The following is a 20,097-nucleotide window of genomic DNA, read 5'->3' on the forward strand; positions in this document are numbered from 1 at the left end:
TTTGAACAGGTTGCAGCCCAGTGATTTGAGTCGTCATAGCCGCTTAACCACGCTGCCGCGAGTTGGGCTCGCTGCGATACGCCTCAGCAAACACCTCAGTAATAGGCTTGCGCGGTGATCGTTTGATCAACGCCTTGACCTTGGCGCTCAATCGGAGCAACTCGGCGCTGGGCTTGGCCCATTGCTCGGGCGGCAACGGCTCGGACCATTCACGCATCGCCTCGGGCAGCGCTTTGCGGCCGACCTTGGCGATGCGTTTTATCTCCCACTCAACCAAATGGTTGGGCAAGGTCCATAACGTCATGACGTGGTAGACGTACCAAAAAAAGCCGTAGACCCACCCCACTTCTTTCTCGCGGATACGCCGATGCAAACTGGCGCGAGCATTGCGAAACGTGTGCAGACCTTCATGGGGCGGGTCGCCGGGAGCCTGAAGTTCCAGCGGATCCTGGATGGCGTGCAGGTCGTTGAGTTCGTACTCCATATAGCCGCGCACGGCCTCCCAATTGGCAATCGCAAGTTGCAGAGCGCCGCACTGGAATTCGACGCTGACCAGCTCACCTTCATGCATAAAGCCCATGCCCATCCCGTAATGGCGGGTGATGCCGTATTGAGTCGCGCTTTGGCCTTGAACCACCCAGGCAGACAGGGATTCCCAAGGGACGAACAAGGGTTCTGTGGCGCCGTCGGGCATAAAGCAGACTTCGCGGCGCTGGCGATTGAAGCGGGTGGGGATGACTTTGGTGAAGAGTTTGTGGTGGTGGAGCCAGATGGCGAAGCAGACAGCTGAGGTTACTAGCCACATACATGCTGAAAATTTCCAGGCAGAGAGGAAGTAGCTTATCGAAAAAACCCAACTTGTTGCAGCACTGTCCCCTAGAGCCAATCCCATTAGCCAGATTAATAGTGAACCTCCCAGAGACATTAAACAGGCAAACGTAAAAGGGCCTCCTAAATTAATCTGATATGAGAATACATTTGGCTCACCTCCTCCAAAGTCCAAGTAAATATCGTTGTAATCGCTGATATACGGACAGCAAGGTTCTGCAGCTGTGGGCAGCGGCAAAGGGGCCAAATAGGTTTGTCGCCCAGCAAGACAAAACTCTATGTCACCCGCTTTTTTGGGGGGTTCTTCAACTGATTGTTGAGGTGCTGTCAATATGGAAGAAGTCATTGCAAAGGCTCCATTGCCATGACATCAATCCCCAACAAAGGCATTCCTACGTTCGAATCGAAATGTTGCTTCGCCGAGAGAAAGCGCCCGCCTTCAAGAGGATTAAAGCGAATACGGTAATTACACCGAACCAATTGCCCCTCGTCATCTAAAGATTGGAGCTCAAGCTCAATCAATAACTCCTCAGAAATATTGCCGATAGTGCGTTCAGAATTGCGTGGATAAGTCAGTTTGATCAATAAGGGGGCTGGTCCGCTCTGCTCTTTTTCGGGCTTGCTCACCATACGATATAACCCTGCCTGCACCTGCTCGGTTACAACCTCGCGCTGCTCAACGGGAATACCTCGATCCCCCCGAAGAAACGTTGTAATTCGCTGTGCGCCGATCTTAAGGCCATGACTGGCCCGTCCATCCAGCCTGTCTTGATAATCGGCCAGGGTCACACCCGGCAGTATCACGAAAATCTCGCCCGGCTTAGTGCCACACAACATGCTTTGCCAAAACGATTCATCATCTGAACGTTTGACCTCTACAAAGGGCGCCTGCTGCTGCAACGTCAAGTAATGCTGGAACTCATGAAGGTTGAGATCTTTACGTTTATCAACATCCAGCCCCCACGGGGTACTTTGCAGCCACTGATCATGGCCACTGGTGTTGTAGCGGTTGTAAAGCCAGGTGCCGGCCAGCTCCAGTATCGTGAAAAACCCACCGGCCCAACTGGAACGGAAAAAGACGCTGCCAAGGCGAGCGCCAGCAACCTTCCACGCCGTCTTACGGGCCTCACCTTTGGCTGCCATCAGTACTTGATAACCGGCTTTTGCGGTATGACCAAAACCATAAGCATTAGTGGCGGCCAAACCTCCCGATGCGCCCATTGTGATCAAAGCACCATTTTGGGCTCCGCGATTGCCGCTACGTACTGCTTGCACCCAGTTGTCACGGTATGTATTCAAACTAAAAACTGCTGCTGCAAACCCGAATGCGTAAGTTAAAAAACCTAATCCAACATGCAAATTGCCAATCGTGACTTGCAGTCGGCTGAGTGAAGTTCGAACTAAGCCTTCCCCTAGATTTTTAGCCTGAGCACTTAGCGCCGTATCGAACACGCCTTGAGCAGCAGCAAACCCAACTGCTCCAGTGGCAGCAAGCGCACTCTTGAAAGCCCCCCAATCCTGATTATCTATGCCCTTAGCCCTAACCTCTCTAAACACCTGAACCAAATTCACCGCCTGCGCCACAAACAGCAACAACGCCGCGCCATCCCCCAGCACGTTCATTACCGGCGCGCGATGGACACCTTTACGAAAGTTATCCATCAACCCGGCCACTTGCCGTTTGCCTTCATTCGGGAAGATCACCATCAGCCCTGCTTTGCCCTGCGTCGAACCGAAAATCCGCGCATGTTCATCCGGCAACTCCGGGATGGGGCTCAGGCTGGCTGCCAGCCGTCTTTGCTCCAGATCCAGCCGTTGGCTGTCGTACTGGATTTTCTCCAGCAGTTCCCGAGAGGTCTGCGATTTGTGCCCGTGTTGACGATTGGATTGGGCCCGCTTCTTTTTAAGCAGGGCTATTTCCTGGCGCAGCTTGAAGGTTTCACTCAGCGTTTCGCGTAACGCGGCCTGTTCTTGCGGTGTCGCAAAATGGAACGTCACGCCTTCGGTTTTGGCGGCCTGCACTATCCGCGACTTCAGGGCCACGGGCAGTTTGCGCAGCAGTTCTTCAACGTCGGGCATGGCGTTGTTTTTGAAGAACTCGTCAAAGTTGACCAGCACGTTTTCCAACCCGCGATTAAGCGCCGGGGTCAGGGTGTTGAGGGCGGCATTGGCCACTGAGCGGGTGCTGTCGGGGAGATCGTCCAGTGCCGGTAAACGGCTCTGTTCAATGCTGCGCAGGCGGGCCAGGAGTTCAGGGCTGTTGTTGAACAGGACCATGCCCGCGGCCAGCAAAAATGCGTAGTGCACCCACAGCGTGGTTTGGTCGCTGTAGGGCAAGGTGTAATACAGCGGGCGGCTGAATTGGGGGTTGCGCTCGCTGTACGCCAGCAGTTGTTCACAAGCGTCGTCGCTGCGGCAAATGTCTTTGAGGCAGGCATATTCAGTGGCAAACGCGTGCCCGGCGTGGCCGATGTCCATCGGGTCGAAGTACCAGCCCGCTTTATGAAACGCGCCCGAACACGTCAGTTTGACCCGGTCGGCAGTGATGGCATCGAGCAGGTGGTTCCAGCGCGCCAGCCCGGCTCGATGGGCGAGTAATTCTCGGTCCATTGCTTCGCGGTCGATCAGTTCATTGACGCCGCGTTGGCCCAGCTTGGTCCCATACAAAACTCCAGTGATCTGCTGGCTCTGTTGCTTACCCAGAGCAATCAACGCTTCGAAGTGTTCATCGACAAATGCCGGTGGCGCTACGCGAAAGTGTTCACGAGTGAAGAAACGACGATCAACGTCTTCAAGTACATTCAGCGCATCAGCGCTGTTGCTCATGCCACGTGAATAGTCAATGTTCTCGGCCAGCGCCTGCGCCCGTTGACGCAACACCTCCAGCTCCGCCGGCACCGGGCTGCCCGCGGGCGGCGTCATCAAGCCACCTCTTTCGAGGTACTCAATAATCGCGGCATCTGTCACACCGTACTGCGGCTGAGCCATGCACAGCAAATCATCCAGCAGTGCTTTGTGCGCAGGGTCCGTACTCTCACCGATCAGCGTTTTGACATCCCGCGCATTGAGCTGGCTGAGGGATTCGATGTAGCACGCCAGTACATAGTCGCGTTCGTTGTGGCCCGGTTTCGCCCCGCCATTGCTCCAGTCGTCGATCCAGCCAACCACGTGGTCCTGATAATTGGCCAGGTCGCGCATCACCCCCAAGGTGTCTTCCAGCACCAGATACAGCGTGTCGTGCCGGTACTGTGGATGAATGCAGCCAGTGAGGCGGTTCATGGAGGTTTGGGAGAAACGCGCGGGGGTTTCCCACAGGTAGGGCAAACGCTCGTGCTCGGGCAGTTCCGCGTCCAGCCGTTGTTGGGTACTGCTGGTGTGCTCGGCCAGCGTGGTGGCAGGGTTCTGTTGTTCTGCCTCGATTCGTTCGGTGGCGACTTCGGCCAGCCAATGCTCGGTCATGTCCGGGGTCAGCAGGTGGGGCCCGCCGGTGTCGCACTTGGCCTTGCTCAAGTCGACCGCTTGCATGAAGTGATTACGCTCGGACGTTGAACTCAGCACCTGCTGGCACTTTTTCGCGGTCCACGGAACTTCAGAATAAGTGACGTACAGCGTGCTGGTTTTGGCGTAAATCAGCCTCGGTTCATGGATCGGTGCTTCACGGTCGTCTTCGAATACCTCACGACCTTGCCACAGCATGGCGCTGACCAGACCGTCTTCAATACGGTACTCGGACAAGGTGCCACTGCTGCCCTCAATCACGTACAACCAGCCATCGCGCAACAGCCGGATACCCAGCGGCCGGGCGTCGAGGCTGTAGGGCATGGCAACCTCGCTCGCGGGATCGAGTCCCGGATTGTCGACGATGGCGTAGCGCAGCGGGATCAACTGCACGGTGGTTTTCATCAGCGGGCAGGTGCCCATACTGTTTCGCGCATCATCGCGGGAGAGGTTGACGTTATTGGGGTTTTTGGGCCAGAAGGGCTTTGACATCTTGGAGCCTCCGGCGAACGCAACGCTCGCCTACTAGATCCATACGAGATATCAAGCACCGTGCCAGAAACAAAACACTCCATATAAAACAAACGTTTGGCGCTAACTAACGGCCAAAACCACCACCGAAACTGGCACAAACAGGTTAAAAGTGCGCAAAAAGCTGCTCAGTACTGCGCAAGAAGTTGCGCAGTTCGCTACAGCCCTTTATTCACGGGGCTTACAGCACGTTAATCCATGTAAAAACAGCGTTTAACTGCGCAAGTTTTTGCGCACTCGTAAAGCGCAGATGTGTATTCAGAGTTAATCTCGATGCAAATTAATGGCAAGGAGCCATTCACATGGACGCGCCGCCCACCTTGCAAACCCAGCGGTTGATCCTGCAGCCCTTGAGCCTGGCGGATGCTGATGCCATCCAGCAACGCTTCCCGCATTGGGAAGTGGTGTGTTACCTGAACGATGTCGTGCCGTGGCCGTACCCGGATGACGGCGCCCTCAGTTACCTGCGTGACGTCGCTCTGCCGGCCATGGCCCGCGGCGAAGAATGGCACTGGACACTGCGTTTGCGCACCCGGCCAGAAGAGGTCATTGGCAGTATCAGCTTGATGGATCACGTCGATAACCACCGGGGATTCTGGCTGTCACCGCCCTGGCAAGGTCAAGGACTGATGAGCGAAGCCTGCACTGTGGTGGACGCTTACTGGTTTGAGACGCTGGGCCGCGAAGTGATGCGCGTGCCTAAGGCGGCCCCTAACGCGGGATCTCGGCGTATCTCGGAGCGTGGCGCAATGCGTCTGGTGAGCACTCAGGAAAGCAGCTTTGTCGGTGGCAAATTTGCGTGCGACTTATGGGAAATTACTCGCGAACAATGGCTCGCACACAGAGCCAGGCGCTAAAAACAAAGCCCGATCCGCACAGGCAGGATCGGGCTGCAAACACTCAGTGAGTGCCTGGACTGAAATCGGCGAGAATCAGTCTTTCTTCTCGGAGATCACTTTGCCTGTCGAGTCGAAAATGATTTCGTACTGAACACCATCAGCCGCTTTGATGCCTTCAGCTTTCCAGAGGCCATTGGCAGGGTTTTCCGCTTCAATTTTCTTGATCACGGTGTAACCGTTTTTGTTCTTCAGCACTTCAACGAGCTCTTTGGAGAACGCCCAGTTCGGATCCAGATTCGGCTGCGCCATCGCAACGCTGGAGCCCAGCAAAACAGCAGTGGTGAGCACAGCAGCAAAAGTTTTCTTCAACATGTTCTTAACTCCATTAATTGATGTTGCGTCTGGTACTAAGATGCCGAAGTAACCGTAGCAGAGAAAAAACCTGGCATCGCAATAAATGACATCCTTTTGACATGGCTCATGTTCTCGTTAGCACAAGCGCAGGGTTAGAATGCACCTCACCAAGGAGCGCACATGAGCGAAACACGCCTCACAGAAGCTGAATACGATGCCATCACCGAGGCTGCGGCTCAGTGGTGCATGCGCTTGCACGAGCCTGACTGTACTGACCAGGAACGTGCCGCTTTTTCTGTGTGGTTAAACGCTGATCCGCTGCACGCCTTTGAATATGAAGCAATGCTCGACATCTGGGACACCAGCGAGCATTTGCCACGGCCACAACCCGCTGTCGCACAGGTCGTGCCCCTGCCCCGCAAGGCTCAGCGCCGCCTTTGGCAGCGTGTGGCCATAGCGGCCGCCATTGCTCTTGTCGCGGTGCCTGTGGCGGCCTACAGCGGCTGGCAACTCGGCGTCATCCCCAGCGCGTACAAACGCCTTGAGGCAGACAACAGCGTGGTCAACGCGACGTTGCCCGATGGCAGCCAGGTCGAACTGAACCTGGGCAGCCAACTGACCTACCTCAATTACAAAGACCAGCGCCAGGTCACCCTGAACAAAGGCGAGGCGTTTTTCAAGGTGAGCCACGATGTGACGCACCCGTTTGTCGTTCAGGCGGCTGACGGGCGTATCCGGGTCACCGGCACCCAGTTCAATGTGTGGATGTACGAAGATCAGGTGCGGGTCACGCTGCTGGAAGGGTCAGTTCTGGTCACCAGCAACAAGAACCTGAGTGGCGACGGCTTGCGTCTGGAGCCCGGCATGCAGGCCAGCTACAGAGGGGGCGACTACGCGCCGCAAATCAGCCAGACCTATGCCAACGCCCCCGACCTGGCCTGGCGTAATGGCAAGCTGATTCTCGACAACCTGACCCTGGCCGACGCCTTGCCCATGATCAACCGCTACCTGAGCACGCCGCTGTCACTGGCCGACACCGCCACTGGCCAGTTGCGGATTGGCGGGGTCTTCAACACCAAAGAGATCCCGAACCTGGTGGCGTCCTTGCCCAAGGTGTTGCCGGTGTATGTGCGCGTCGATCAAAACGGCCTGCCGGTGATCAACGCCCTGCCTCGCGGCTAGAGCGCTGCAAAATTACAAATGGCCCCGAAGCGTGGTCAGTTCATACTGTGGATCGGCCTTGATCTGCGCCTCGGTGAAGGGCAAGCGCGGCCACTGCTTGTTTGAGAACGCCTCAGTCTGATCACGCGAATGCTTTGAAGCCGGGTCGCTGGCGATTGAAAAAGCCAGCAAGCCCTGCGCCTGTGGGCCGTGCTCGTCGAAGGTCACGGTTTGCAAGTAACTGGTGCCGCTGACCACCTCACGCTTGCCGCCCTCAACCGGAACACTTTGCATGGCGTTGTACACCCCCAGCGTGGCCGGGCCGCCGTGAATCGCAATCCGCTGACCTGCGCTGTTGACCCCCTGGATATCACCCCAAGCCATCTCCGGCGTTAAACCCTGCTCTGCCACGGTAGCTGCTGACGCTTGCAGCGCGTGCTGCACGGCTTCAACCACGGCCGGTTGCTCCAGGTCCAGACCACGCGGGGTGTGCTGCGGGTCTGCCGGATTGAAAGGCACCCGCCACACATCCGGGACATCAAGCAACTGAGCCATGATGTTCTGGAAATGCACCAGCCCCATCCCGCTGTTCAGATTCGCTTGTTGATCCCACGCCTTGAGGCTGGCACACACGGGCCCTTGCCGGGCTTCACACACGGTCAGCAGGTCGGGCATGACTTGCCCCGCGAGGTACACCCGGTTGTCCATCACCATGCCTTGCAAATCTGCGACGCTGACACGCCCCGGCTGACTCAAGCGTTGCAGGGCAAAACGCGCACGCGGCCCCAGCGGTTGGCCGTCCTGGCTGATAAGCGGTGAAAACCCGCTCAGCGGCGCGTTGGGGTTGGCCATCCAGGCCGAGTCGTTGGAGTGCTGCACATAATCGTTACGGCGCAACTGCGGCAACTGGCTGGCCGGGTAAATACCCGGCTGCGCCGCGCTCGGGTCAATCGTCCAGTCGCAGGCACTGCGGCTACCATCGAGCAAAATCATTTCAAGGCCCGCACGCGGGTCACTGCACGCCGCCAGCTTGGCCTTGTCCACGTAGGGCACCACCGACACGTTCATGTACAACGCCTGCCCTTGATCATCTACCGCCAAGGTGTTGACCCACGGAATCCCTTGCAGGGTATTTACCGATGCCTGCAGGGCATCGAGGTTGCGCGCCTGATTCATCGCGTACCACTGCTGCAAGACACGGTCATTGTTCAGGTTGGCATCACGCAGGCTGAACGCCACGTGGTTATCCCAATCGAGCTTGCCCGGCCATTGCACCACCGGCCCGAATACCGAGCTGTAGAGGGTTCGCGACACCGGCACCAGGCTGCCATCGGCCTGCTTGACGTTGACCGTCACGGTTTGTTTGTCCAGCGCTCGCGACTGGCCGTCTAGCAGGTAGCGCGTCGGGTCTTTGGGGTCGAGTTCAAGTCGATACAAGGTGAAGTGCCTGGACGTATCCACCGTATGGGTCCAGGCCACGTTCGCATTGAAGCCGATGTTGATCATCGGCAAGCCCGGGAGAGCCGCACCCATCACATCCAGCTTGCCGGGGATGGTCAATTGCATCTGATAAAAACGCATGCCGCCCACCCACGGAAAATGCGGGTTAGCGAGCAATATTGAATGGCCGGTTTGCGAGCGTTCGCTGCCAATGGCAACCGCATTGCTGCCGCGATCCAGGGCAAAACGCTGCATCCGCTCGCTCGCCACGGCAAAGCGCTCAGCCCCCGGATTGTGAGTTGCAGCGTGTGATGCTGTGAGCGGTGGCGCAGCAGCCACCAACGCTTCCCCGAACTGGCCGGCACCGCCTTCGACCAGCAAGCGACGGGTCAACTTGACCACATCAGCCGTGGTGATCGGCCGCACCGACGGGTTATCACATTGCTCAGGCAGGCCTTTGCGTTCGCCTAGCTGACGGTTGTAACCGGCCACATAGCCTTCGATCAGGTCATGCACTTCAGGCGTTTGCGCTTGCCAGAAAGCAGCCACGGCCTGCGGGGTATTGAGCCAGGTAAAAAACAGGTCGCTGGAGAGGTTATCGCGCTCTTCGAGGGTCATCTGCTCTGGGCCAAAGTACCTCGAACGCTCGCCGTTGACGGTAACCACTTCATTGGCCAGCAGGCACAGGTTGTCCTGGGCGTAGGCATAACCGATGCCATAGCCCAACCCGCGCTCATCGGCCGCGCGAATATGCGGCACCCCAAACGTGGTACGACGAATCTCGGCACTCACCTCGCTGGCAGGTGTCTGAGCCAATACGGACACACTCAGGCTCAGGCATAACGCAGCACAACACGACTTGCTCAGCGGCTTGGAAATACTCACGCGGACTCCTGCTCGATCAGTACAAAAGGCCCGGCTGCGTCATCGATTGAAAACCGCGGGCCGGGAACAGCCTGTACAAGAAACGAAGCAGGTTAAAAAAAATTAATAATCGCCTAACCCCCCCGGCCACACGGGACCGAATCGCGATTGAGAATAATTCACGACAAAATTTCTACATTTTGATGTTCATGATTTACGCCGCTCATTCGTCTAGTTAAGTAAGAGCGCTTTTTTATTTTCCTGATCAGGCTCTGAAAGGAGTTTTTGCATGCAGAACCCGCAATTGCCAACGGATGGCAACCCACAGCGTCGCAATACCGCTTTTCAGCCTGACCCAGGCCTGCTGGAAGCGCTTGCGCCTTTGCAAGGTAATGAACGGATCCGCCAGCTACTCAAATGCTTCGGGCTGCGAACCAGTCTGGTACGTCTCAAGGTCATCGATGCCTTGCTGACTGCCGCCGGTAACGACCGCAGGCTGGGAGTGCGTGGCATGCACAGCCACTTGCTGGCGCTGGATATCCCGCTGTCGTTTCTGAGTGTGCGTGAAGTGCTCAAGCGCTTATGCAGCGAAGGCGTGGTGGTCCTCAACAGCGACAAGAGCTACAGCCTGCATCCACAGGCTGAAGCCGTGCTGATGGGTAAAATCGAGGCTTAAAGCTTGGTCTTGCGGCGCATCACACCGTTGATCACCACCACAACCACAGCCACGCCAATGGCGATGTACTGGAAGGTTTTTTCGGTGATCACGCCGGTGTTTTGCAGATACGACAGACCAAACATGATGCCCAGCACCACCAGAGCGATCAAAATCGAGTACACCAATCGTTGCTTAGGAGTCATTACCTGTTCCTGAAAAATAATGTGAATTGCCGGAGATGAATTGAAACAAACAGGGTCTCATCTTACAGCCGGGGAAGCTTTTTAGCTGCCACCGGCTCAACCCTGAGGATTTACAGATGTTACGTCGTGTCATTCGGCTGGTTCCGCTGTTGCTCATCCTGGCCATGAGCGGGTGCGTATTTTTCCCTGACCATGGATGGCATCACGATCACCGCTATTACGGTGGTGGCCCTGGGTATTACCAGCGTTAAGCCTGTACTGCGTCTGCTAACCCTGTAGGAGTGAGCTTGCCTCGCGATCTTTTTAACGATCAAAAGATCGCGAGGCAAGCTCGCTCCTACAGCGGTTTACCGTTTAAAACCGCTGTCGGGCCGGCTGCACAGGTCTACCAGCCAGTCGACAAACACCCGCACCCGCGGTGACAGTTGCCGGTGCGGCGGATACAACGCCGTCAACGCCAGACGCGGCGGCAAGCAATCACTTAGCACCTCCTGCAAGCTCCCCTCCCGCACCTGCTGCGCCACGTGATAACGCGGCGTCTGCACCAATCCATAACCGGCCACGCACGCAGCCAGGTAGCCCTCGGCACTGTTGACCGAGACTTGCTTGGGCAGGTTGATCAAACGTACGTCATCGCCAAGCTGAAACTCCAGCCCATAGCGCTTGCCCGAGGCGCTGGAAAAATACTCAATCATGCGATGCCCGTTCAAGTCGTCCAGCGATTGCGGCACGCCATGGGCACGCAAATAATCCGGGCTGGCGCAGGTCATCTGGTCCATCTGCACCAAAGGTCGCGCCACCAGTGAATCGTCGACAGTCAGGCCACCGCGGATTACGCAATCCACGCCTTCGCGAATCAGGTCGACGGGCCGATCATTAAGACCGATTTCCAAATCAATCTGCGGGTAACGACCGGTAAATTCCGGCAGCGCCGGGAACACCACCAGGCGCCCGACGGCTGCTGGCATCTCAACCCGCAAGGTGCCCTTGGGCTGGCTGCCACGGAACAATCCCTCGGACTCTTCGAGGTCCGCCAACAACCGCACACAACGCTGGTAATACGCAGCGCCATCGAGAGTGGGGCTCACCTGCCGCGTGGTGCGATGCAGCAACTGCACCCCCACATGCGCCTCCAGTTGTTTGATCAGTACCGTTACCGATGCCCGGGGCATTTGCAGGCTGTCTGCAGCCTTGGCAAAACCACCCAGCTCGACGATGCGGGTGAACACCAGCATCGCGTTAAATCGGTCCATGCCTCACCCCTATTATTTAGAAAATACGAACAGTGATAGCGTTTCTACCCGGTTTATCCGCTGCGTGTCGAGGTAAACAATAGCGCCACCCCCACTCAGGAGCACCTCACATGCACACTCGCCAACTCGGCAACAACGGCCCGCACGTCAGCGCGATCGGTTTAGGTTGCATGGGCATGACTGACTTCTACACCACCGGTAGCGATACCCGTGAAGCCGTGGCCACCTTGCACCGCGCGCTGGAGTTGGGCATCAACCTGCTCGACACCGCCGACATGTATGGCCCGCACACCAACGAAGAGCTCATCGGCCAAGCAATTCGTGGCAAGCGCGACCAGGTATTTCTCGCGACTAAATTCGGCATTGTGCGCGATCCGGCCAACCCGTCGGCCCGCGGCATCAGCGGGCATCCCGACTACATTAAGGCATCTGTCGAAGGCAGCCTGAAACGTCTTGGGGTCGACACCCTCGACCTGTACTACCAGCACCGCATGGACCCGAACGTACCGATAGAAGAGACCGTGGGTGCGATGGCGGATCTGGTCAAGGCAGGCAAGGTTCGTTATCTGGGCCTGAGCGAAGCTTCGGCGGCCACCCTTGAACGGGCACACAAGGTGCACCCCATCAGCGCACTGCAAAGCGAGTACTCGCTGTGGAGCCGTGACCAGGAAGAAAACGGCTGTCTGGCCACCTGTGAGCGCCTGGGCATTGCCTTCGTGCCATACAGCCCGCTGGGGCGAGGCTTTTTGACCGGTGCCCTGAAAAGCCCGGATGACTTTGCCGCAGACGACTTCCGACGCACCAACCCGCGTTTTCAAGGTGACAACTTCGGCAAAAACCTGCGGCTGGTGGAGCAAGTACAAGCGCTGGCCGCTGACAAAGGCGTCACCGCCGGGCAATTAGCCTTGGCTTGGGTATTGGCACAGGGCGACTACCTGATCCCGATTCCGGGCACCAAGCAACGCAAATACCTGGAAGAAAACGTTGCTGCACTGGACGTACGGTTGAGTTCAAGCGAATGGGCCGCCCTGGCCGCCATCTTCCCGGCGGGCGCGGTGTCGGGCTTGCGTTATGGCGAAGAGTCGATGAAGCATTTGAATCGCTGAAACAGCACGGCGTAAACCGCGTAGTCGCTGACGAGGCACGAAGGCTGCGATACGGGCCGCAGGACCGCCGTCCAGGGTCGCTTCGCAACCCATCGCAGCCTTCGTACCTCGTCAGCGACTACGGGGGGGGGTTGCTCTAAAAATCCCGTTTGTAGAAAATATCCAGCGAACTGGCCAGGCCGCTGGCCACTTCGACGTACACCCGCTTGCTCAGTTTGTAACGCAAAGCAATGGTGCTGGCCGGCTCAAACACGCCATACCCGTAACGCACGCTCAGGCGCTCGTTGATCTTGCCACTGGCCACCAAGGCGGTGTTGTCGCCGCTGCCTTCGGTATCCAACTCGAAATCCTTGAGCCCAAGGTGGTTGGCCAAGCTGGTGGTCACCCCCGAGCTGCCCATCAAGCCCAACCCCAACGCCGCTTGCGCGAGCATGTTGTCGTCTTCACCGGTGCCGGTCAGCGGGCGCCCCAGAATCAGGTAAGACAACGCCTGTTCCTGGCTCATGGCCGGTTCGGAGAAGATCTGCGTGGTCGGCTGTTCGGCGCTGCCGGTGAGGCGAATCCCGGCAATCACGTCATCAGTCTGGCGCACCGCTTCGATGTCCAGGTAAGGCTGAGAAATCGGCCCGGCAAACAACAGGCGAGCCCGGCGGATGGTCAGTTTCTGGCCATAGGCCCGGTAGCGGCCATTGATCAGGCGCAGTTCGCCGCGGGTGTCCAAGTCGTTGCCGATATGAAACTGCCCCGCCAGATCGGCGTTCAACCCAAAACCGGAGAACGTCAGCAACTCCTGGCCCACCACCACGTTGATGTCCATGTCGACCACCATCGGTGGCGAGGCGGACTCATCGCCAGTGCCTTGCCCGACGATCACCGTGTCATCCGACACCTTGACCGTTGAAGGCGGCAACTCACGCACGGTGATTTCACCTTTGGGGATATTCACCGTGCCCGCGATCAACAAGGTGTTGTCCGGCTTGAGGGAGATTCTCAGGTCCGGGGCAACGTCCAGTTTGGCGTAGGGTTCAACGGTGACCGGCAAGTGGTTGCCCTTGAGCAAGACATTCACGGCCATCGTCTGGCCCCAGGCGACATTCCCGGTAATCGTGCCCTGCCCTTGCTTGCCGCTGGTCCAACCACCGTCCAACTGCATGGCTTCACCCATGATGTGGGCCTTGAGCTGCAGGTTTTCGAAGCTGGTCGGCAGCTCCGGGCCGGAGATCTCGCCGCCCGTGAGCGACACATCACCGGTGATGTACGGCGCGACCAGCGCCCCCGAAATCGACCCGGAACCGTTCAACTGGCCGGTGAGTTTTTCAACCATCGGGGCGAACGGCCGCACCACTGAGACGTCCAGGCCGGTCAAGCGGAAATCGCCGGTAATCGGCTTGTTTTTAGGCAGCGGGTTGATCCGCGCCGACAACATCACCTGCCCGAGTTTGCCGCCATCAAAGTCGAACTTTGCATCGACCCGGTTAGGGTTGAGGTTGCTGGTCAACTTGAACGCCTGATACGGGAAATCAACCCACTGGCCTTTGTCCTTGATACGCAAGGTGCCGCCGCTGGCATCCACCACCACCTGGCCTTTAGGCCCACTGGCGGGTAAATCGAGTATCAGGTCGGCATTCAGCTGGCCTTGCCACTGGAAGTCTTTTGGGAACCATTCGGCGAGGCTGTCGAGCGGGAACTGCTTGAGGTGCATGCGCAGCTTGGGATCCGGCATCAAACGCTGTTCTTCACCGCACAAGCTGGCCGGGCCAGAGGTCAGGCACAGCGCACCGAGATTGATCCGGCCATCAGCCAAACGCTCAAGCCGTGCCGGGTTTTGCAGGATCCATTGCTGCGGGCCGTACTTGATGTCAGCGCTGAGCAGGCGCCCACGCCAGTTGTCTTTATCGAGGCCGCCGTCCAGTGCCAGAGCGAGTTGCAACATCGGCCCCTGCAAGGCCAATTGCAGTTGCTGGCGCTTGATGTCACCGCTGCCCGTGGCCGTCAACACACCAAACTGCGTATCACCGGCCTGGATCCCGCTGCCTTTAAGGTCGAAGCGCCCGCGCTGGGACTTATCCAGGCTGGCATCCAGCGTGAGGCTTTGCAAATGGTTATCGGCAAAGGCCACTTGCAGGCCTTGCAAGGTGACTTTACCTTGCGGCGCCTGAAGCGTACCCGCCACGTCAACCCGGCCCTTAATCTGCCCGCGCAGTTCTGGCCACAGTTGGGCCAGACGCGGCAGGTTCAAATCAAGTTGCGCCTTGATTTGTTGCTGCAAGCTGGCGGTGCCATTGATGCGGTTATCACCCAGGCGAATGTCCAGAGCGCTGACTGTCCAGGCGTCGCCCTCACCGGTGGCTTTAGCCTGAAGCATCGCGGCCTGGCCACGCAGGCGCCCTTTGAGGTCGAGGTTGGCGTCCAGTTTGAGCTGTTCATTTTTGAACTCGCCGGTGCTGCGCAGCGGGCCCGCCAGGGTGCCCGGCAGTTCAGCCACCCAGTACGCCGGGTTGATCGCGCTCAAGTCCAGCGCCGTATCCCACGCTACGCCATCGGCAAACTGCACATTGACGTGGCCCCGGGCTTTGCCCTGCCCCGCCACCAGCTCCAATTGCGGCATGAAGATTTTTTCGAGGTCACCACTGAACGGGCTGCTGACGCTGAAGGCGCCCGCCGGCCCGGTAAGGTCGGCCTTGAGGTTGCCCAGGTACTTGCCGTCGGTATAAGAAACTTCGCCATTGAGCGTGCGCAAATCCACGTCTGGCTTGGCAATGACCGGGTACAAGTTGTGCCAGGGGAAGTCCAGCCAGTCGACCTTGGCCTCGGCATTCAAACCTGAATGCCAATCCACCTGACCCGACAGTTTCAAATGTTGCTTGTCGTTAGCGGTCAGGTCGAGGGTGCTGATTTGCGCACCCTTGGCGTCAACCCGGCCCTTGAGCAAGAGATTCACCGGGGCCTGCTCGGCAGGCAAACTGGCGCTGCCTTCAAGTTCATAACCGCCTGTGAGATCGCCTTTGGCCGACAATGCCAACTGATTCAGTTGCAAGGTGTCGGGCAGTTCGCTGCTGGGCTTGAACTGGGCCGAGGTTATGGTGACGTGCGCGGGCAGGTTTTCGGCCAGCGGCTCCAGTGCGCCGCTCAAGTGAGCGTCCAGGTAGCCTGTACTGTCAGCGACCAGATTGATCGAGCTGCGCACATGCCCGTCAACTTTCAACGCCAGCGCCCACGGTTTGTTGTCTTGCTGCGGCAGATTGACCGTACCCTGCAAGGTCACCGGCCAATCACCCACAGGTTGCAACAGACCCGACAGCTCGACGTTGAGGTCTTCACGCTCAATGCGCGCCGAGTCAATCTGCAGCCCTTGGGCTGTCCACTTGGCGGCAATCTGTACGCCTTTAAGTTGCTCAACACCGTCAAACACGATGCTGCCCACTTTCACCACCCCGACTTCTATCGCCACTGGCAACTTCAGATCAGGTAACTCAATCGGCCCGCTGCTGCTGTCTTTTTCACTCGGGGCAAATTGCAGGTTGACCTTGTCGGCCTGCAACTGATCGATGCACAGAGTCATGCGCATCAGGCACGAAGGCGACCAGGCGAAAATCGGCCGACTCACTTCGACACGATCAGCCCCTTGCTCCCACACCAATTGATCGGCGCTCCATTGCGCGCCCAGGCGGCCAGCAAAGTTGTCGATATGCAAGCCGGGCACTTGCGCCAGCGCCCAGCGGCTACCCGCTTGCGTGCCCAAAATGGCAGCGACGCTAGCAACCACCAGCAGCACTAATGCCAACAGCACCAGGCCCGCTATTTTCAAACCACGAATCACAGTTCTGGCCCCATCGAGAAGTGCAAACGAACGCCGCCATCGTCATCCAGCGCATGGGCCAGGTCGAGACGGATGGGGCCTACCGGCGAGATCCAGCGGATGCCCACCCCGACCCCGGTTTTCAAGCTGGGGAAGTCGAGGGTCTTGAAGGCGTTACCTTTGTCGACAAACGCCGCCCAGCGCCATTTTTCGGCAAATTGATACTGGTACTCGACACTCCCGGCCAGCAAGTAGCGCCCGCCGATACGGTCACCGTCGGAGTTCTTGGGTGACAGGCTCTGGTAGTCATAACCGCGCACGCTCTGATCACCACCGGCAAAAAAGCGCAATGACGGCGGGATGGAGTTGTAGCCATTGGTGGCGCTGCCGCCAAACTCGATACGGCCCAGAAAACGGTGCTTGTCCCACAAAGTTTTCAGCGCCTTGAACTGGATATCGCCGTGCAGCAGGTTGGTGTCTGACATCAGCCCTTGCTTGGCCACTTGGGTGCTCAGGTTGACGCTGTAACCGTGGCTGGGGTCAATCCGGTTATCGCTGCGCAAGACTGCGTAGGACAGGCCCGGCATCAACAAGGTGCTCAGGCCCGAGTCATCACCCAGGCGATATTCTTCGTGCTGCCATCTCAGCGAGACAATCCGCGTCCAGCCGTTGTCCAGTTTGCTGTGCCACTCAGGGCCGACCGTGAGCAATTTACTCAAGGTGTCAGTGTTGGCAATTTCTTCGTACTGATAACCGGCGGCAAAACGCAGTTTGTCAGTCAATGGCGGATCGAGCGGGATGTCGTACCAGGCCCCGATATTTTGCTTGGGCTGGGAGATTTCAGACTCAAAACCGTAGCTGTCGCCCCGAGGGTTGTCCCAGTGACGGGTCCAGCTGGCTTTGCCGCGCGGGCCGGTGTCGGTCGAGTAGCCAAGGCCCAGGGTCATGGTGCGTGGCTTGCGGGTATCCAGGTCTACATCCACCGGGATCACTTGCCCCACCGCCGTACTCGGCGCGGCATCAACGCGCACGGTTTCAAAGTAACCGCTCGATTGCAGGTTCTGGTTTAACTCGGCAACCAGCTCGGAGTCATAAGGCGTATTGGGCTTGAAGGGCACCAGACGGTCGAGCAAGGTCTGGTCAAACGGTGCGTCACCGGCAAAAGTGACTTTGCCCAGCAGGTAACGCGGGCCGCTTTCATAAACCAGATTGATATCGGCATACCCGCCTTTAGGGTCCACCAACAGTTCGTGCTTGAGGAACTTGCCGTTAAAAAAGCCATAGCGCAGCGCACGGTTCTGGATCATGCGCTTGGCGTCTTCGTAGTTGCCCTGATTGAGCACGGCGCCAGGTTTAAGGTCATCACTGACCGGGATTTCAAAGGCTTTGAGCGAGGCCGCAGGGCCTTCGACGCGCACGGTCACGTTACGCAGGTGCACGGGCTCGCCGGGGTCAATGTGCAACACCAGGCGCGGCGGGTCGCCCTCGGGCACATCGGCTTCGATCTTGGGTTGGTAATAGCCCAAGGCCTGTAACGCTTTAAGGGCCTGCTCCTCGGCGCCACGCTTGAAACGCAACAAGGCAGCCTCGTCGCGATCGCCGAGGCTGCCTATATAGCCTTCCACGTTGGCCTTGAGGGCATCGTTTGCCGGTTTGACCTTCACCACCAATTCGCTCTGGGCATACGCCGCAAAGCTGCTGATCAGCAGGACAACACCACTGGTAAATCTTCCTGGAAACTTCATAGGAGCGGATGCTATCACGGGCTGAGGGGGTCATAGAGCGCGCCAATGGGCAAAAAGTTGCCCTTAAGCCGTTGCTGCTTGTAACACCTGAGGGTTGGCGTGAAAGAAAACGTGCTCAACGATGGGCCCCAAGGGAACCTGACCAATTTCGACATAACCATGACGCTTGTAAAACTCCTGATAGCGCGGGTTACTGCTGTCGAGGACGACACCTTCTGAATGTTCGTCCACGGCGCACCAGTTATGTACCGCCTCAAGCAACTGTTCGCCATAGGACAATTCTTGAAAATCAGGATGAATCGCCAACAAAGGCAGCATATGCACGGCATCGCCCGGCACGCAGGCCAAGACCGCCTGATGGTATTCAAGGTAGCGTCGTGTACCGCGCAAGCCCGCCGTCAGCACCATGCGCAGTTGCCACGCCCAACTCTCAGTAATGCCCAGGCGCCGTTGCGGTGGAGCAATCAGGGCGACACCGATGAGGCGGTCATCGACCAGCAAACCCAAGGCGGGTAACTGCTGGAAAAAATGCTGTTTGACCAGCGCACGAACCGTGGCCCGCACCCGCTGCGCGTAGCCCTTGCGATGGGCTTCAAACACATAACGGAAGGTCGGGTCATGCATATACGCCTCATACAGCAAAGCCCGGGTTTCTTTGGAGTAACCGCTGTCGAGCTGGCGGATCTGGCAAGTGGCATTCAACGTTTGCGTCATGACGGTCAATCTCCCTGGCGTCGCTTGGGTTGCGGCACTTCTCGAGAGTACGAGCTCGCGAGGGCCGCAACAGTTCCATCTGCTTGGATGCTTCCTACGTTAGCAGTCCATTTGCCCCACTGCACGCTGGCCGCTAACATCGCAGTTTTCCTCAGGACTGCCCGCCCATGAAAATCGTTTCTTTCAACATCAATGGCCTGCGCGCTCGGCCGCATCAGCTGGCAGCGCTGATCGAAAAACACCAGCCGGACGTGATTGGCCTGCAAGAAACCAAGGTCAGCGACGAGCAATTCCCCTTCGCTGATATCGAAGCGCTGGGCTACCACGTGCACTTTCACGGGCAAAAGGGCCATTACGGCGTTGCCCTGTTGTCACGCAAGCCCGCGCTGGAGCTGCACAAGGGCTTTGCCAGCGACGAAGAAGACGCGCAACGACGCTTTATCTGGGGCACCTACGCTGACGACAATGGCCAGCCGGTGACCATCATGAACGGCTATTTCCCACAGGGAGAAAGCCGCGACCACCCGACAAAATTCCCGGCCAAGCAGCGTTTCTACAGCGACCTGCAACAGTTGCTGGAAGGCCAGTTCAGCAACGAACAGCCGCTGGTGGTGATGGGTGACGTCAACATCTCCCCGCAAGACTGCGACATCGGCATTGGCCCGGACAACGCCAAGCGCTGGCTGAAAACCGGCAAATGCAGCTTTCTGCCGGAAGAGCGAGAGTGGTTTGAGCGCCTCAAAAACTGGGGCCTGGTGGACAGCTTCCGTTACCTGCACCCCGAAGTGGCGGATCGCTTCAGTTGGTTCGACTACCGCAGCCGCGGCTTTGAAGACGAGCCTAAACGTGGTCTGCGCATTGACGTGATTCTGGCCTCTCAGGCGCTGGTACCGCGCATCAAGGCCGCTGGCGTCGATTACGACCTGCGCGCCATGGAAAAACCGTCAGACCACGCACCGATCTGGCTCGAACTGAACTGATCTAAATTTGTAGGAGCGAGCTTGCCTCGCGATCTTTTAAAAGATCAAAAGATCGCGAGACAAGCTCGTCTCCTACAGAGTGTGCGTAACTGTATTGAAACGTTTCTGACTTAAACTGCTGGCA

15 protein-coding genes are annotated in these 20,097 nt (G+C 57.9%); 6 read left to right on the forward strand and 9 right to left on the reverse strand.

Annotated elements, in window-relative coordinates:
- Positions 1-43: 43 nt before the first annotated feature.
- Positions 44-805, reverse strand: a complete 762-nt coding sequence (locus GHO25_RS07880) for a hypothetical protein (RefSeq protein ID WP_256677178.1) — start codon at positions 803-805, stop codon at positions 44-46.
- A gap of 365 nt (positions 806-1,170) precedes the next feature.
- The gene (locus tag GHO25_RS07885; protein WP_256677179.1) at positions 1,171-4,818 is read right to left on the reverse strand and encodes a toxin VasX; all 3,648 of its coding nucleotides are present in this window, start codon (positions 4,816-4,818) and stop codon (positions 1,171-1,173) included.
- A gap of 341 nt (positions 4,819-5,159) precedes the next feature.
- On the opposite strand from GHO25_RS07885, the gene GHO25_RS07890 reads away from it, so the two are divergent.
- Entirely contained in the window at positions 5,160-5,714 is a 555-nt protein-coding gene (locus GHO25_RS07890) for a GNAT family N-acetyltransferase (protein WP_048373130.1), read from the forward strand.
- Between the two features lie 75 nt (positions 5,715-5,789).
- Here GHO25_RS07890 and GHO25_RS07895 read toward each other — a convergent pair whose 3' ends face one another.
- Positions 5,790-6,068 carry a PepSY domain-containing protein gene (locus GHO25_RS07895; protein ID WP_048373129.1) on the reverse strand — a complete coding sequence of 93 codons (279 nt, stop codon included), beginning with the start codon at positions 6,066-6,068 and terminating at the stop codon, positions 5,790-5,792.
- Between the two features lie 162 nt (positions 6,069-6,230).
- On the opposite strand from GHO25_RS07895, the gene GHO25_RS07900 reads away from it, so the two are divergent.
- A complete protein-coding gene (locus GHO25_RS07900; protein ID WP_048373128.1) occupies positions 6,231-7,232 on the forward strand; it encodes a FecR family protein in 1,002 nt (333 codons plus the stop codon).
- A 12-nt stretch (positions 7,233-7,244) separates the two neighbouring features.
- Here GHO25_RS07900 and GHO25_RS07905 read toward each other — a convergent pair whose 3' ends face one another.
- Complete coding sequence (locus GHO25_RS07905) at positions 7,245-9,536, reverse strand: acylase (RefSeq protein ID WP_178110027.1); 2,292 nt, start codon at positions 9,534-9,536, stop codon at positions 7,245-7,247.
- Positions 9,537-9,804: 268 nt separating this feature from the next.
- Here GHO25_RS07905 and GHO25_RS07910 point away from each other — a divergent pair, with 268 nt between their 5' ends.
- Positions 9,805-10,191: a fe2+ zn2+ uptake regulation protein gene (locus GHO25_RS07910; protein WP_048373124.1), complete on the forward strand. Its 387-nt coding sequence runs from the start codon at positions 9,805-9,807 to the stop codon at positions 10,189-10,191.
- Here the strand turns inward: GHO25_RS07910 and GHO25_RS07915 are convergent.
- The gene (locus GHO25_RS07915) at positions 10,188-10,376 is read right to left on the reverse strand and encodes a hypothetical protein (protein ID WP_048373123.1); all 189 of its coding nucleotides are present in this window, start codon (positions 10,374-10,376) and stop codon (positions 10,188-10,190) included. The two genes, GHO25_RS07910 and GHO25_RS07915, sit on opposite strands and share 4 nt — an antisense overlap.
- A gap of 116 nt (positions 10,377-10,492) precedes the next feature.
- Between GHO25_RS07915 and GHO25_RS26500 the strand changes: the two genes are divergently transcribed.
- On the forward strand, positions 10,493-10,627 hold the full coding sequence (locus tag GHO25_RS26500) for a hypothetical protein (protein ID WP_256677180.1): 135 nt from the start codon (positions 10,493-10,495) through the stop codon (positions 10,625-10,627).
- Between the two features lie 96 nt (positions 10,628-10,723).
- Here GHO25_RS26500 and GHO25_RS07920 read toward each other — a convergent pair whose 3' ends face one another.
- Positions 10,724-11,629: a LysR family transcriptional regulator gene (locus GHO25_RS07920; protein WP_123750108.1), complete on the reverse strand. Its 906-nt coding sequence runs from the start codon at positions 11,627-11,629 to the stop codon at positions 10,724-10,726.
- Positions 11,630-11,739: 110 nt separating this feature from the next.
- Here GHO25_RS07920 and GHO25_RS07925 point away from each other — a divergent pair, with 110 nt between their 5' ends.
- The gene (locus GHO25_RS07925) at positions 11,740-12,735 is read left to right on the forward strand and encodes an aldo/keto reductase (RefSeq protein ID WP_153327739.1); all 996 of its coding nucleotides are present in this window, start codon (positions 11,740-11,742) and stop codon (positions 12,733-12,735) included.
- Between the two features lie 136 nt (positions 12,736-12,871).
- Here GHO25_RS07925 and GHO25_RS07930 read toward each other — a convergent pair whose 3' ends face one another.
- From GHO25_RS07930 to GHO25_RS07940, 3 genes are all read right to left on the reverse strand, one after another.
- Positions 12,872-16,555, reverse strand: a complete 3,684-nt coding sequence (locus tag GHO25_RS07930) for a translocation/assembly module TamB domain-containing protein (RefSeq protein WP_178110028.1) — start codon at positions 16,553-16,555, stop codon at positions 12,872-12,874.
- Positions 16,552-18,279, reverse strand: coding sequence for an autotransporter assembly complex family protein (locus GHO25_RS07935; protein ID WP_048373113.1), 1,728 nt, complete (start codon positions 18,277-18,279; stop codon positions 16,552-16,554). The genes GHO25_RS07930 and GHO25_RS07935 overlap by 4 nt, the downstream gene beginning before the upstream one ends.
- A gap of 63 nt (positions 18,280-18,342) precedes the next feature.
- Positions 18,343-18,993: an N-acetyltransferase gene (locus tag GHO25_RS07940; RefSeq protein ID WP_048387349.1), complete on the reverse strand. Its 651-nt coding sequence runs from the start codon at positions 18,991-18,993 to the stop codon at positions 18,343-18,345.
- 167 nt (positions 18,994-19,160) lie between these two features.
- Here GHO25_RS07940 and xthA point away from each other — a divergent pair, with 167 nt between their 5' ends.
- Positions 19,161-19,973, forward strand: a complete 813-nt coding sequence (gene xthA / locus GHO25_RS07945; protein ID WP_048373109.1) for an exodeoxyribonuclease III — start codon at positions 19,161-19,163, stop codon at positions 19,971-19,973.
- Positions 19,974-20,097: the final 124 nt, after the last annotated feature.

The sequence above is a fragment of the Pseudomonas sp. FSL R10-1350 genome, from assembly GCF_009600525.1.
GTDB lineage: Bacteria > Pseudomonadota > Gammaproteobacteria > Pseudomonadales > Pseudomonadaceae > Aquipseudomonas > Aquipseudomonas helleri.

Bases quoted from the DNA above. Each gene is read 5' to 3' on its own strand.
- GHO25_RS07880 (WP_256677178.1), bottom strand. From the start codon at position 805: ATGTGGCTAGTAACCTCAGCTGTCTGCTTCGCCATCTGGCTCCACCAC.
- GHO25_RS07885 (WP_256677179.1), bottom strand. From the start codon at position 4,818: ATGTCAAAGCCCTTCTGGCCCAAAAACCCCAATAACGTCAACCTCTCC.
- GHO25_RS07890 (WP_048373130.1), top strand. From the start codon at position 5,160: ATGGACGCGCCGCCCACCTTGCAAACCCAGCGGTTGATCCTGCAGCCC.
- GHO25_RS07895 (WP_048373129.1), bottom strand. From the start codon at position 6,068: ATGTTGAAGAAAACTTTTGCTGCTGTGCTCACCACTGCTGTTTTGCTG.
- GHO25_RS07900 (WP_048373128.1), top strand. From the start codon at position 6,231: ATGAGCGAAACACGCCTCACAGAAGCTGAATACGATGCCATCACCGAG.
- GHO25_RS07910 (WP_048373124.1), top strand. From the start codon at position 9,805: ATGCAGAACCCGCAATTGCCAACGGATGGCAACCCACAGCGTCGCAAT.
- GHO25_RS07915 (WP_048373123.1), bottom strand. From the start codon at position 10,376: ATGACTCCTAAGCAACGATTGGTGTACTCGATTTTGATCGCTCTGGTG.
- GHO25_RS26500 (WP_256677180.1), top strand. From the start codon at position 10,493: ATGTTACGTCGTGTCATTCGGCTGGTTCCGCTGTTGCTCATCCTGGCC.
- GHO25_RS07920 (WP_123750108.1), bottom strand. From the start codon at position 11,629: ATGGACCGATTTAACGCGATGCTGGTGTTCACCCGCATCGTCGAGCTG.
- GHO25_RS07925 (WP_153327739.1), top strand. From the start codon at position 11,740: ATGCACACTCGCCAACTCGGCAACAACGGCCCGCACGTCAGCGCGATC.
- GHO25_RS07935 (WP_048373113.1), bottom strand. From the start codon at position 18,279: ATGAAGTTTCCAGGAAGATTTACCAGTGGTGTTGTCCTGCTGATCAGC.
- GHO25_RS07940 (WP_048387349.1), bottom strand. From the start codon at position 18,993: ATGACGCAAACGTTGAATGCCACTTGCCAGATCCGCCAGCTCGACAGC.
- xthA (WP_048373109.1), top strand. From the start codon at position 19,161: ATGAAAATCGTTTCTTTCAACATCAATGGCCTGCGCGCTCGGCCGCAT.